9 protein-coding genes are annotated in these 14,080 nt (G+C 70.8%); 3 read left to right on the top strand and 6 right to left on the bottom strand.

The features are described 5' to 3' along the window. Window positions 1–3: 3 nt before the first annotated feature. From GFD21_RS05820 to GFD21_RS05835, 4 genes are all read right to left on the bottom strand, one after another. On the bottom strand, window positions 4–1,842 hold the full coding sequence (locus GFD21_RS05820) for an acetyl/propionyl/methylcrotonyl-CoA carboxylase subunit alpha (protein ID WP_163197001.1): 1,839 nt from the start codon (window positions 1,840–1,842) through the stop codon (window positions 4–6). Then, on the bottom strand, window positions 1,842–3,821 hold the full coding sequence (locus tag GFD21_RS05825; RefSeq protein WP_163197002.1) for a 5-oxoprolinase subunit B/C family protein: 1,980 nt from the start codon (window positions 3,819–3,821) through the stop codon (window positions 1,842–1,844). The genes GFD21_RS05820 and GFD21_RS05825 overlap by 1 nt, the downstream gene beginning before the upstream one ends. A gap of 130 nt (window positions 3,822–3,951) precedes the next feature. Next, complete coding sequence (locus GFD21_RS05830; protein WP_163197003.1) at window positions 3,952–4,722, bottom strand: LamB/YcsF family protein; 771 nt, start codon at window positions 4,720–4,722, stop codon at window positions 3,952–3,954. Between the two features lie 97 nt (window positions 4,723–4,819). After that, window positions 4,820–5,653, bottom strand: a complete 834-nt coding sequence (locus tag GFD21_RS05835; RefSeq protein WP_163197004.1) for a putative hydro-lyase — start codon at window positions 5,651–5,653, stop codon at window positions 4,820–4,822. Between the two features lie 238 nt (window positions 5,654–5,891). Here GFD21_RS05835 and GFD21_RS05840 point away from each other — a divergent pair, with 238 nt between their 5' ends. The 3 genes from GFD21_RS05840 to GFD21_RS05850 all read left to right on the top strand — a co-directional run bounded on the left by GFD21_RS05840 (window position 5,892) and on the right by GFD21_RS05850 (window position 9,456). Beyond that, the gene (locus GFD21_RS05840; RefSeq protein WP_163197005.1) at window positions 5,892–6,839 is read left to right on the top strand and encodes an aminodeoxychorismate lyase; all 948 of its coding nucleotides are present in this window, start codon (window positions 5,892–5,894) and stop codon (window positions 6,837–6,839) included. 78 nt (window positions 6,840–6,917) lie between these two features. Then, window positions 6,918–7,364, top strand: coding sequence for a chorismate mutase (locus GFD21_RS05845; protein ID WP_163197006.1), 447 nt, complete (start codon window positions 6,918–6,920; stop codon window positions 7,362–7,364). 1 nt (window position 7,365) lies between these two features. Continuing rightward, window positions 7,366–9,456, top strand: a complete 2,091-nt coding sequence (locus GFD21_RS05850) for a hypothetical protein (protein ID WP_163197007.1) — start codon at window positions 7,366–7,368, stop codon at window positions 9,454–9,456. 110 nt (window positions 9,457–9,566) lie between these two features. Here GFD21_RS05850 and valS read toward each other — a convergent pair whose 3' ends face one another. Both valS and GFD21_RS05860 read right to left on the bottom strand, forming a co-directional pair. Next, on the bottom strand, window positions 9,567–12,347 hold the full coding sequence (gene valS, locus GFD21_RS05855; protein WP_163197008.1) for a valine--tRNA ligase: 2,781 nt from the start codon (window positions 12,345–12,347) through the stop codon (window positions 9,567–9,569). 102 nt (window positions 12,348–12,449) lie between these two features. Continuing rightward, window positions 12,450–14,066: an ABC transporter substrate-binding protein gene (locus GFD21_RS05860; protein WP_163197009.1), complete on the bottom strand. Its 1,617-nt coding sequence runs from the start codon at window positions 14,064–14,066 to the stop codon at window positions 12,450–12,452. Window positions 14,067–14,080 lie beyond the last annotated feature (14 nt).

Here is a 14,080-nt window from a genome sequence, read left to right on the forward strand (position 1 = left end):
GCGTTACGCTTCCACGACCCCGAGCACGTCGTCGAAGGCGACGTTGTCGCCGGGGGCGGCCTTATGGCGCACGACGCCGCCGATGGGGGCGGCGATCTCCGTCTCCATCTTCATGGCCTCCACCACGACCACCGGGTTGCCCGCCGCGACGTTCGCGCCGTCGTCGGCCAGCCAACGGACCACGGTGCCCGTGATCGTCGAGGCGATCGCGCCGGCCGGCCGCTCGTCCGCGGCGGGACCGCCCGCGACGCCCGTCCCGGGACCGCCCGCGACCGCGAGGCCGCCGCCGACGCCCGCGAGCGAGGCGGCGAGCGTGGCCGGCAGGCCGAGCCGCATGCGTCTGCCGTCGAGCTCGATCCACGCCGTGACCTGCTTCGGCGTGGAACCGCGCCTGCCCGGCTCGCCGTTCGCCAACGTCGCCGCGTCCACGCCGGGCAGCAGCTTCTCCTCGATCCAACGCGTGTACACGCGGAACTGGCCGGAGCCGTCGGGGGCCGCGAAATCCGGGTTCGCGAGCACCGTCTCGTCGAACCGCTTCACCGTCGGCACGCCGTCGATCCTCAGCTCGGCCAGCGCGCGGCGGGCACGCACGAGGCATTCCTCGCGCGTCGGCGCCCACACGATGAGCTTGGCGAGCATCGAATCGAACTGGTCGGGCACCACGGATCCGGCCGCCACGCCCGTGTCGAACCGCACGCCCGGTCCGCTCGGCGCGCGCAGGGCGTCGATGAGGCCCGGGAACGGCACGAACCCGCGCGACGGGTCCTCCGCGTTGATGCGGAACTCGATGGCGTGGCCGACCACGCTCGCCCCGGCCGGCGCACCGGGCGCGTCGGCGCGGATGCGGGCGGCGATCCCGGCCACCGGCGCGCCCTCGGCCAACGCGAACTGCGCCTCGACCAGATCGATGCCGCTCGTCACCTCCGTGACCGGATGCTCGACCTGGATGCGCGTGTTCACCTCCATGAACGACATCGTGCCGTCCGGGTCCACCAGGAACTCGACCGTGCCCGCGCCGCAATAGCGCGCGCGCTCGCAGATCGCGACCGCGGCCGACTTGAGCCGCGCCTCGGTCGCGGGGGAGAGGAACGGCGCCGGCGCCTCCTCGATGAGCTTCTGGTTGCGCCGCTGCAGCGAGCAGTCGCGCGTGCCGACCGCGATCACATGGCCGTCCGTGTCGCCCAGCACCTGCACCTCGACGTGGCGCGGGCGGGCGAGGAACCGTTCGATGAAGCAGTCGCCGTTGCCGAACGCCACCTCGGCCTCATGCGTGGCCGAGACGAACGCCTCCTCGACGTCCTTGAGCTCGTGCACGACCTTGAGGCCGCGCCCGCCGCCGCCGTACACGGCCTTGATGGCGAGCGGCAGGCCATGTTCGCGGGCGAACGCGACGACGTCCTTCGGGTCGCGCACGGGCTCGGTGGTGCCGGGGGCCATCGGCGCGCCCACCTCGGCGGCGATGCGCCGGGCCTCCACCTTGGAGCCCAGCATGCGAATCGTCTCCGGGCTCGGGCCGATCCACGCCATCCCCGCGTCGATGACCGCCTGCGCGAAGTCGGCGTTCTCGGACAGGAACCCGTACCCAGGGTGCACGGCGTCCGCATGCGCCTTGCGTGCGGCGGCGATGATCGCGTCGATGTTCAGATACGTGTCCTTCGAGGTCTCGCCGTCCAGTGCGTACGCCTCGTCGGCCAGATGGACGAACAGGGCGTCCGCGTCCGGGTCCGCGTAGACGGCTATGGCCGTGCGGCTCGTGTCGTGGCACGCGTGGATGATGCGCACCGCGATCTCGCCGCGGTTCGCGATGAGGATGCGCTGGAGATGGGGTGTCCGTTGCTGCATCACGCAGTCCTTTCCTGGGGGTCGGAAGAAATGGTCGTATGGGGCCGTGGGGTTCCGCGGCGGGTCGCCGCGGCGTCGTCCGCGATGGTTCCATGGGCGCTTGGGGCGTTCGGGGCGTCCGGGGCGTCCAGGGCGTCCAGGGCGAGCGTGAACCGCACCTTCGCGCCCGGCGGCAGCTGCCCGGCCGTGACCAGCGCCGCCTTCGTGAGCACGGCGATCACCGGATAGCCGCCGGTCACCGGCTGGTCGCGCAGGAAGATGAGCGGCAGCCCGTTGCCGGGCACCTCGATGCTGCCGGGTACGGTCGCCTCGCTGTTGAGCTCCTCGCCCGGGTTCGCGCGTTCGAGCGTCGGGGCGACGACGGGTTCCCCGGGTTCCCCGGGTTCCCCGGCGGCCCCGGTCAGGCGCAGCCCCACGCGGTTCGACCGCGCGGTGACCGTCCATGCGGTGTCCAGGAACGTGGCGATGCCGCGGTCCGTGAACCAGTCGTCGCGCGGCCCGAGCGTGACGCCGAGTTCGGTGACCGCCCCCCGGCGGGGCAGGTCGTCGGGCCATGGACGCGGCAATCCGACGCCGGAATCGGCGGCCATGCCGGGGACGCCGGGAACATCCGCCACGGGCAGCAGGTCGCCGCGGCGCAACGGCGCGGGACCGATGCCGCTCATCGTGTCGGTGGAGGCGGAGCCGAGGATCGTGCGCACGGCGAACCCGCCGCGCACGGCCACGTAGTCGCGCAGTCCGGCGGCGGGCGCCCCGATGGCCACGGTCTCGCCGTCGCGCAGCAGGAACGCCTCCTGCCGGGTGACGGCGAACGGTTCGGCGCCCGGCGCGGTGATGGTGACGGCGGCGGGCGCGCCCGTCACCGCGATCGTCAGATCGCCGTGCGCGGTGAACGACGCATCGCCGCCGGTCAGTTCGACGGCCGGCGCGCCGGACGGGTTGCCGACGAGCTCGTTCGCCAGGTGGAAGGCGGCGGGATCGGCCGCGCCCGAACCGGTGACGCCCATGTCGGGCGCATTGCGGCCGTCGTCCTGGATGGTGGTCAGGATGCCGGGGTTGGCGACCTCAAGGGCGGGGGATCGATGGATGCCGCCGGCGACGTCCCGGCTGCGGGGCTGCGGGGCCCCGGATGCGCTCCGCGGCGCTTCGGGATCCTCGTCCGAACCGTGCGCGCCCCCGGCCTGGAGACCGTTGCATGAATCGTCGTGAACCGTCGCCCGGGCGCGCACGGGCGTGAACCGGACGGTGTCGCCCGGGCGCAGCAGCGCGGGCGGGTCCGCGGCGTCGTCCCACATCGGCGCGGTGGTGGTGCCGATGAGCTGCCAGCCGCCCGAACTGGCCCGCGGATATACGCCGGAGAACGTGCCGGCAAGCCCCACAGAGCCCGCGGGAACGGCCACGCGGGGCGTGCTCCGGCGGGGCACGTCGAAGATCGGGTCGCCGCCGGTCAGGTAGTCGAAGCCGGGGGCGAAGCCGCCGAAGGCCACCGTCCACGGATGCCCGCTGTGGCGTGCGACCACCTCGTCGGCGGAGACGCCGAGCAGTTCCGCCACGTCGTCGAGGTCCTCGCCGGCGTAGGTCACCGGGATCTCGACGATCCGTGCATCGCGGTCCTTCAGGGCGCCGGTGCGCAGGCCGGCTATCGCGTCGCGCAGGATGGCGCGGAAATCCCGCACGCCGGCAGTGAGGGCCCGTGTATTGTCGGCATCCGTGGCCGCGTTCGCAGCCTCCGTCATATCGGCCATGACGTTCACGGCCAGCAGCGGGTCGAACGCCACGTACACCGTGCGGGCCGCCGGCAGCAGCTGGGTGATCGCACGGAACGCCGGGTCGCCGGCGGGCCCGCCGGCGACGGTTGCGGCAGAGGATCCGGTCGCGCCGGCCCTCGCGGCGTCGATGGCCGTGTACAGGCGCAACGCGGCGTCGAGGTCGGCGCATTCGACGATCATCGCCGACTCGCCGCAGGTCAGGAAGCGCATGGGGTCACCGGTCCGATTCATAGGGTCATGGGGCATGATGCAGGGTCCGTCATATCCGTGGGGAACAAGGGAACAGGGAAATCGAGTGGGGGAGTGGGCGCCCGGCCTGCGCCGGGGCGGACGCTGCGGCTTACGCTTCGGGCGCCGCGAACGCGCGGATCGTCACGCCCTCGGCGGTCAGGCGCGCCCGGATGGCCTTCGCCATCTCGACGGCCGCCGGCGAATCGCCGTGCACGCACACCGAGTCGGCGTGGATCGGCACCACCGTGCCATCGACGGCGACCACCGTGCCGTCGGTCACCATGCGCAGCACACGCTCGGCGACGGCCGCCGGATCGCTGATGACCGCCCCCGGCAGCCTGCGCGAGACCAACGTGCCCTCGGGCGTGTACGCGCGGTCGGCGAACGCCTCGCGGAAGACGCGCAGTCCAGCGGCCTCCGCCACGCGCCCGACCGTGGACCCGGGCAGGGTGAGCAGGGCGAGACCGGGGTCGATGGCGGCGATCGCCTCGACCACGGCCTTCGCCTGCGCCTCGTCATGGACGATGTTGTTGTACAGCGCGCCGTGCGGCTTGACGTAACGCACCTGCGTGCCGGCCGCCTGCGCCATGCCCTTGATGGCGGCGAGCTGGTACATCACGTCGGCCGTGAGCTCGGCGGGCGCCGCGTCGATGTACCGGCGGCCGAAACCGGCCAGATCGCGGTAGGCGACGTGCGCGCCCACGGTGACGCCGTCGGCGGCGGCGTTGGCGAGCGTGCGGCGCATCACCGAAGGGTCTCCGGCGTGGAACCCGCATGCGATGTTCGCGCTGGAGACGACGGCGAGGAGCGCCTCGTCGTCGCCGAGCCTCCAACGTCCGAAGCTCTCTCCCATGTCGCTGTTGAGGTCGATGGCGGTCATATCGTTTCCGTCCTTTCGTGGGTGGGTTCGTGGGTGGGTTGTAAGGGGTCGTGTGATGGTGCGCCCTGGTCGCGCCATGTGGTCGGTCGCATGGGGGTCACACCATGTAGTCGAGGTCGCGCTTCGAGGTGATGAGCATGTGGCCGGGCGCGTGCGTGATCGCGAACGGCGGCTTCGAGGCCATCGCGGCGGCCTGCGGGGTCACGCCGCACGCCCAGAAGACCGGCACGTCGCCGTCCTCGAGGATCGGGGCGTCGCCGTAGTCGGGGTGCATGAGGTCCGTCACGCCGATCGCCGCCGGGTCGCCGACGCAGACGGGCGCGCCATGCACGGACGGGTAGTAGCCGGAGATGCGCACCGCGTCGGAGACCTGCGTGGACGGGATGCCGCGCATCGAGACGACCATGTTCGAGTGGAACGCGCCGGCCGGGCGGCAGGCGATGGACGTGTCGTACATCGGTACGTTGCGTCCGGCGGTGATGTGCCGCACCGGCACGCCCGCCTCCATGAGCGGGAACTCGAACGTGAAGCTGCATCCGATCACGAACGTGACCAGGTCGGAGCGCCAGTAATCGGTGATGTCGGGCACCTCGGCGACGAGCTCGCCATGCTCCCATACGCGGTACAGCGGCACGTCGGTGCGGATGTCCGCGCCGGGGCAGGTGGCCGGCTCGGTCTCGCCCGCCTCCATCACCTCGAGCAGCGGGCACGGCTTCGGGTTGCGCTGCGCGAACAGCAGGAAGTCGAAGGCGAGGTCCTTCGGCAGGATCATGAGATTCGCCTGCGCGTAGCCCTTGGCGATGCCGCAGGTCGGGCGGACCAACCCGTCGCGGAACGCGAGCCTCGCCTCCTCCGGCGTCGAATCCGCGCCGGGTGCGGCGGGTGTCGCCGATGTCGCGCTCGCCGGAGCGCCAACGGTCGATACGGTCATATCGTCCCCCTTCGTTGTGCTACCCGCACGATACGGCCGGGGCGCGTTACGAGTCATGTCCCTTTGTGACGGCCGCATTTCGGATATGCAACGTCGGATGTTTCACATGAAACAATGCGCGGTTAGGTTGGGCGCGAAAGCGGCCGGGGTGTGGCCGCGGGCGCGCGGCATAAGGGTGCGCGGACGCCGGGGGCATGCAAGGCCGTCGGCGGCAAGGACAAGAGAAGGGACGGTCCCCATGGGCTCGATCGTGTTGGGAATGGGCAACGGCAAGGCGATGTTCGGCGACGGCAAGGCGGGCGATACCGACCTCGTCACGCTGGTGGATCCGGAGGGGCTCAACATCAACGCCTTCGACCTGAGCGTGCTGCGCGGCGACGGCATCTTCGAGGCCACCACCGTGTGGAAGGGCTATCCGGTCTCGCTGGAGAACCACCTGCGCCGTCTCGCCCAGTCCGCGGCCATGGTCGACCTGCCCAAGCCGAACTTCGAGGCGATCACGCGCGGCGTCGAGCAGGTCATTGCCGCCTACGACGACCCCGAACCCGGCCCGCTGCTGCGCATCATCGTCTCGCGCGGCCTCGATCCCGACACCGGCGTGGGCAAGGCCTCCGACCGCACGCCCACCGTGTTCATCTTCCTTGACGCCAAAGGCACGCTGCACGAGACCGATCCGATCACGATGGCCTCGATGACCCGCGGATACCCGTCCGACATCACCGAACGCGCGCCGTGGCTGCTCAACGGCGCGAAGACGCTGAGCTACGCGTTCAACTGCGCCGTGCACCGCGAATGCGCGCGCCGCGGCGTCGGCGACGCCGTGCTCTACACCGAGGACGGCTACACGATGGAGTGCCCGAACTCCTCGATCGTGGCGCGCTACGGCGATACGTTCGTGACACCCGACCCGTCGATCGGCATCCTCAACGGCACCTCCCAGCGCGAGCTGTTCGCGTGGGCCCGCCAGGAGGGCAAGTCGATCGAATACCGCAAGCTGCCGATCGCCGAGCTGCGCGAGGCCGACCGCCTGTACATGACGCACGGCGGCTGGGTCATCCCGGTCAACGAGATCGACGGCCGTTCGCTCGACTATTCGGCCGACGAGATCGCCGCCGTCAACGACGCCATCCATTCCGGCCGCACCCACGACGACGCCCTCACCATCGGCCCGGACTACCGGTACTGACGTCACCGGCCGCGCCGGCCGGCTGATCGCCGATACCGGATCCGCGCCCGGAGACGTGCGTGGAGTAAGGTATCCCGTATGACCGAAACGACGAGCACGACCGCATCCGAAGACGGCGGCGACTGGCTGAGCGCCTCCGTGACCCGCAACCCCGGCGAACACGCCACCGTCATCGACTCCGAACAGGCGGCCAAGGACCCCGAGACCGCCGAGACCGTGGCGAAGATCAAGGCGCTGCGCCAGTCCATCGACAACGTGGACACGGCCATCGTCTCCCTGCTCGCCGAACGCTTCAAGTACACGTCGCAGGTGGGCGTGCTCAAGGCGCGCGCCGGCTTCGCCCCCGCCGACTACAAGCGCGAGGACTACCAGATCGAGCGTCTGCACCGCATCGCCGTCGCCGCCGGCCTCGACCCGGACATCGCCGAGATGTACCGCGAATTCGTCGTCACCGAGGCGAAGAAGCGCCATCAGCGCATCGCCGAAGCCGGCGGCGATCCGGGCGTGCTGGACGTCTTCGCCTGACATGCCGTCGCCTCGTGCCGCGTCGGGGGCGGCCGCGGCCGCGCTTGCCGCGTCGCTCGTGCTGGGCGGCGCGATCGTCTCGCAGTCCGTCGTCTCCCGCGCCGCCGTCCCCCCGTTGGACGGCCATGACGTATTCACCGTGACCGACACCGCCGGCGAGCCGGGCGAACTGTACCTGGTCCCCGGCGCCGCATCCGGAGGCGGTGGCGACGGCGCCTCGTCGTCGGGGGCGGCATCCGTCGACCGGGTGCGTGCCGGCGCGCGCGACCTGCCCATCGCGGCGCGCGTCTCCTATTCCCTTGACGGGCCGAACGTGAGCCGCGAACGGGTCGCCGGCGGCAGCGGGCTCGTCGGCGTGCACGTCGAGCTCAAGGCCGACTCGCTCGACGGCCTGCCGCCCGCCGCGCGTTCGCAGCGCATGCTCGTCATGTTCACCGTGCCCGCTCGGGTGGCGGACGACGTGAACGTGAGCCGTAAGGCCGTCGTCATCACGCAGGGCTCCGACACCGTGATCGCCGCGACGATGCGCATCGGCGAACGGCTCGACTGCTACATGAACGCGACGCGGTTCACGATGGGACGGATCGTCGTCGCGTCGGCGGACGGCGCGGACGCGCTCGCCGGTCAGGCCGTCGCGCTGGGCGACGGGTCGCTGGGGGAGTCCGCCGACGCTTCCGGCGCGAACCCGCATCAGGCCTTCATCGACAGGCTCACCGCGCTGCGCGACCTCGAACGTACGTTGGCGGCGAGCGACATCGCCGCAAAACAGGCCGACTACGACCGCGCGTTCCACGCGTACATGGCCGCCTACGTCGGCTCGTACACGAACCACCTGTCCGGTTCGATAGGCTCGTCCACCCAACTGACCGCCCTGATGGGCACGGCCGGCGAGCTGAGCGGCGACACCCCGCTCGCCGCCGCGGTCCTCGACGAGGCGAACGCCGTCGATGCGGTGAGCGCCGCCCACCAGCACACGGGCGCCGCCGATGCCATCGAACAGGTGATCCGCATGGTGCGCGCGCAGGGCGTGACGGGGCTTGCGGAAACGCTCCAACGCCGTGCCGGCGAGGAGGCGACCGAGGGCGAGAAGGGGTATGCGGCGGGGCAGTCGCAGCTTTCGCAGGCGATGATCCCGTATTCGATGGCGTACACGGACGCCTACACGAAGCATCTGAGCGCGCTGACCGGCGGCACGTCGGCCGGGGCCTCCGTCTACCGCGACCAGGCGATCGCCGCGACGGACCGCGAGTTCGCGGACGACGGAGGCGCCCATGCCGGCGACACCGCGAAGGTGAACGCCGCATTGGCCGCGCTCGCCTCGGCGCGTGAGCATACGGGCGCCGCGAGCGCCTACCGGCAGGTGCTGCTGCGTTTCGCCGACGAACTGAACGGTTCCGGCACCGCGGGTGCGGGTGGCTCCTCGGATGTCTCCGGTGCGGGCGGCGCCACGGATGGTGCCGCTGACGGTGCCGTGGGCGGTTCCGTCGCCGCCGCGCACTCCGCCGGGCGGTTCGTCGCGCGCGGCATGGCGGCCGACCGTTCGCTGGCCGCGCGCGCGGAGGTCTCGCGCGAACGCCGCCTGTCCGCGACCGAACGCAAGGCCGCGCGCACGTCCTCCGGCGACGTGACGACCACCGTGGTCGACGAGACCGTGGGGGCGTCCGATTCCGGCGATGTGATGAAATTCGCCGGCGGCATCCCCGGCATGGGCGGCGGATCCGGGTCGTCGGGCCGGGCGGGCGGTGACGGCGATGCGTCGGGCGGGACTTCCGGCAAGTCTTCCGGCAAGTCCGATGGTGCGGGGGACTCGTCCGCCACCGGTGCCGACGATTCCGGCGCGTCGTCCGTGCTCGCCGAGGTGTCGCCGTACGTCGGCATGGCGGGGCCGTCGGGTTCCGGCACGCGTCTCGCCGTCGACACGACGGATCTCATCAATGACGCCGCCGCCCTCGGCGACGCCGGCGCGCTCATCCGGGCCGTGCTCGCATCCCCGGACGCCCGCTCGTTGCCGCTCTCCGGACAGGGGCGCTCTGGGGAGGATTCCGCCGCGAACGGTTCCACCCGCTTCCTCATCGTCGAACCGGGGCTGTGATTCGTGCGCGCGAGCGCGTCCGCCGCACGCCCACGGACGTCCGTATACGGGAAAGGCCCCGGTCCGCATGATGCAGACCGGGGCCTTTCGGCCATCGGAGGGAGGGAAGGCTACTTCCTCGGCTTCTTGGCCGGCGGTTCGCCGAGCTCGGACTGCTCGACGATGATCTCGGCGGCGGCTTCGGTCTCGGCCTTGGCCTCCTTCGCGGCCTCGCGGGCGGCCTCGACGGTCTCCTTGGCGGCCTTGACGGCGGCGGCCGCGGCGGCGAAGTGGATCTTGCCCACCACGCGGCCGGCCTCGGCGATGTCGTCCAGCGCACCGGCCAGCGATTCGCGCACGTCGTCGGCCACGCCCAGCGTGACGGACAGGATCGGCGTCTTCATCGAGACCTTCGCCTTGGACTTGATGCCGCGCAGCGCGGCCAGCGCCTCGCCGGCGTGGTTGAGCAGCTCCGGGGCCACCTTGAACGCGGCCGCCTCGTACACGTCCGGGGTCGGCCATGCGGCGCGGTGCACCGAACCGGAACCGGCGTGCATCCAGCTCCACACCTCTTCGGTGGCGTACGGCAGGAACGGCGCGAGCAGGCGGGTGAACGCGTCGAGGCCCAGGCCCAGCGCGGTGCGCGCGGACTTGACGGCCGCCTCGGAAGGCACGTGGCCGGTCGCGTCGGCGGTGCCGTAGGCGCGGTTCTTCACCAGCTCGATGTAGTCGTCGCAGAACTGCCAGAAGTAGTTCTCGATGGCCTCGAGCGCCTTGGAGTGCTCGTAGTGGTCGAGCGCGGCGGTGGCCTCGCGCACCACGAGCGCCATGCGGGCCATGGCGGCGCGGTCGAGCGGCTCGGTCACGTCGGCCGGATCCCACGTCACGTCCGCCGGGGCGGAGACGTGGTGGTTCTCGTCCTCGCGGCCGATGGCCAGCGCGAACTTCGTCGCGTTGAGCAGCTTGATCGCCAGACGGCGGCCGATCTTCATCTGGCCCTCGTCGTAGGTGGCGTCCAGGCCCAGACGCGCGGCGGCGGCCCAGTAGCGCACCGCGTCGGCTCCGAACTGCTCGATCGGCTTGTTCGGCACGACGACGTTGCCCTTGGACTTCGACATCTTCTTGTGGTCCGGGTCGAGGATCCAGCCGGAGAGCGTGGTGTGCTTCCACGGCAGGCACTTGTTCTCGAGGTGGGCGCGGTCGATGGAGCTGAACAGCCAGGTGCGGATGATGTCCTGGCCCTGCGGGCGCAGATCCATCGGGAACGTGGCCTTGAACAGGGCCTGGTTCTCCTCGCCGGGCTCCTCCCAGCGGGTCACGATCTGCGGGGTGAGCGAGGAGGTCGCCCACGTGTCCATGATGTCCTTCTCGGCGGTGAAGCCGCCGGGCACGTCACGCTGCTCCTCGGTGTAGCCGGCCGGCACGTCGGTGGTCGGGTCGATCGGCAGGATGTCCTCGCTCGGCGTGATCGGGTGGTCGTAGTCGGCGGATCCGTCCTCCTTGACCGGGTACCACAGCGGGAACGGCACGCCGAAGAAGCGCTGGCGGGAGATCAGCCAGTCGCCGTTGAGGCCGTGCACCCAGTTCTCGTAGCGCACGCGCATGAAGTCCGGGTGGAACTCGAGCTCCTTGCCGCGCTCGATGAGCTCGGCGTTCAGCTTCTGGTCGGTGCCGCCGTTCTTGAGGTACCACTGGCGGGAGGTGACGATCTCGAGCGGCTTGTCGCCCTTCTCGTAGAAGTTCGTCATACGCTTCGTCGGCGTCGGCTCGCCGTCCAGGTCGCCGGACTCGCGCAGGTGGTCGACGATGATCTTGCGGGCGGAGAACGTGGTCTTGCCTTCGGTCTCCTCGAAGACCGCCTTGCCGCCCTCGTCGGTGATCCAGTCCGGCACGCTCATGATGATGCGGCCGTTGCGCTGGATGATCGGGCGGGTCGGCAGGTCGAGGTCACGCCACCATTCGACGTCGGTTACGTCGCCGAAGGTGCAGCACATGGCGATGCCGGCGCCCTTGTCCATCTCTGCGGCCGGGTGCGCGAGGATCGGCACCTTCACCTTGAACAGCGGGGAGTAGACGTACTGGCCGAAGTACGGCTTGTAGCGCTCGTCGTCCGGGTGCGCGATGAGCGCGCCGCAGGCGGCCAGCAGCTCGGGGCGGGTCGTCTCGATGTAGATCGGGGTGCCGTCCTCGAAGCGGAACGCGACCTTGTGGTAGAAGCCGGGGTATTCGCGCGATTCGAGCTCGGCCTGGGCCACGGCGGTCTGGAAGGTCACGTCCCACAGGCCGGGGGCGTCCTTCTGGTAGGCCTCGCCGCGGGCGAGGTTGCGCAGGAACGCCTTCTGGGCGACGCGGCGCGGGTGCTCGCCGATGGTGTGGTAGGTCTGCGACCAGTCGATCGACAGGCCCAGCTTGCGCCACAGCGCCTCGAACAGCTTCTCGTCCTCGGCGGTGAGCTTCTCGCACAGTTCGATGAAGTTCTGGCGGGAGCACGGCACCTGGTCCTTGGCGTCGATCTTCTTGCCGTCGGTGCCTTCGAACGGCGGCTTGAAGTCCGGGTCGTACTTGAGGGAGGTGTCGACGCGCACGCCGTAGTAGTTCTGCACGCGGCGCTCGGTCGGCAGGCCGTTGTCGTCCCAGCCCATCGGGTAGAACACGTCGAAGCCCTGCATGCGCTTGAAGCGGGCGATGACGTCCGTGTGCGTGTAGGAGAACACGTGGCCCACGTGCAGGTGGCCGGACACGGTGGGCGGCGGGGTGTCGATGGAGTACACGGCCTTGCGGTCGCGGGTGTCGTTGAACTTGTAGGTGCCCTGTTCGTCCCAGACGGCACGCCACTTGTCTTCGAGGCCGTCCACGCCCACGCGGTCGGGCAGCGGGGTGAGGTTGGCCGTGATGGATTTGGCTTCAGTCATACACGCGAGTCTATGCGGCTTAGGTGACAACGCCCCGCGCCCGTCCGGCCCGCGCTTTCGCCCGTCGTCCGGCGGTCCGGCCGGCGTCGCGCCGGCGGCGTTTCACCGCTTGGCGACGTTCGCGAGCGGCAGGAAGTCGTCGGTCATCTGCGTGGGGTAGCCGGACAGCGACTTCGAGGCGACCACCACGTTGCGCTTGGCGTACAGCCAGTCGCTGGCCGCGTCCTCGCTGACCGTGCGCGCGTACGTCCTGAGCCCGTCGGCGTAGGCGGCGTCGTTGGTCGCCGCGACCGCCGCCGCGTACTGGGACTGCGCATCCGCGTTCGTGTAGCGGGCGTCCGACTGCGCGTTCGCGAACATGGCCGTGCCGTCCGTGCCGTCCAGGTCGGTCAGCAGCAGCTGGAAGTCGCGGTTCTGGACGCGTTGCGCGAGCTGCGCGTCGTCCAGCGCCTCCACGGTGACGGTGAGGCCCTCCGCGTTGTACTGGTCGGCGATCGCCTGGGCGAGCTGCTGGTAGCGGGTCGGCGCGATGAGCTTGATCGTGCCGATGTAGCCGGAACCGAAGTAGGAGAGCATGGAATGGGCCTTCGCGCTGTCGTGCGCGAGCACGGAGGTGAGGTCCTCGTAGCCCGGTTCGAGCGGGCCGATGGGGCCTCCGAGCACCTGGGCGACGTCGGCGCGGCCGGCGGTCAGCGCCTGCTTGTCGAGCAGGAGGCGCAGCGACTGGCGCACCTGCACGTCGGAGAGGATCGAATCGGAGTCGCCGTTGTACAGCAGCGTGACCTTGCGCGTGCTCGCGCCCTGCGTGAGCGTGACCGACGCGTCGTCCTTGAGCGCGTCCGCGTCGCCCGCCTCGTCGGGCAGCGCGAGGTCCACGTCGCCCGACTTGGCGGCCTGGACGAGCGAGGCGTCGTCCGCGTAGTACTTCAGCGTCGCCGTGCCGACCTTCGCGTCGCCGCCCTGGCGCGCCGCGAGGACGATTGCCTTGCCGGCGTCGAACGACGAGACGGTGAACGGGCCCGAGCCGACCGCCTTCGTCGCGTAGTCGATGTTCGCCTCGGAGTCGTAGACGATGCCGAAGCGCCCGGAAAGCGTGCGCGTGAGCGTCGCGTCCGGCTGGCTGAGCGCGATCTTCACGGTGGTGGGGTTCGGGTTGGTCACGGCGGACAGCGCCTTGAGCTTCGTGTCGGCGCCGGGCCACTTGCCCTCCACCGCCTGCTGCAGGGAAGCGACCACGTCGGCGGAGTCGAGCGTATGCCCGTTGGAGAAGGTGAGTCCGGAGCGCAGCGTGAGCGTGAGGGTCTTCCCGTCCGCCGAGGTCGTCCACTTTGAGGCCAGGCCGGGCGTGAGCGCGTTCTTGTCGTCGCGCGAGATGAGCGTCTCGTACACGTTGCCGATGAGCGCTCGGTCGAGCGCGTCGGAGGTGGCGCCGGTGGCGGTGCGGATGTCGAGCGTGTCCGGCGCGCCGGTCAGGCCGACCGTCACGGCCGGGCCGGATTTCACGCCGTCGGCGCCCAGTCCGGGGACCACGTCGCGGTGTTGGATCAGCGCCCAGCCCGCCCACAGCAACGCCGTGAGCAGTGCGGCCACGCCGAGGAAGACGCCCCAGCGGGCCGCCTCGCTTCGTGCGCCGCGTCGCGCGGCGCGTACCGCCCGGCCGTCCCCGTTCGCGTCGCCGTGATTGCCGTACCCGTTACCGCCCCTGTGATTCCTGCGCATGCGCCCCAGTCAAC

The sequence above is a fragment of the Bifidobacterium platyrrhinorum genome (genome assembly GCF_010667645.1).
Taxonomy (GTDB): domain Bacteria; phylum Actinomycetota; class Actinomycetes; order Actinomycetales; family Bifidobacteriaceae; genus Bifidobacterium; species Bifidobacterium platyrrhinorum.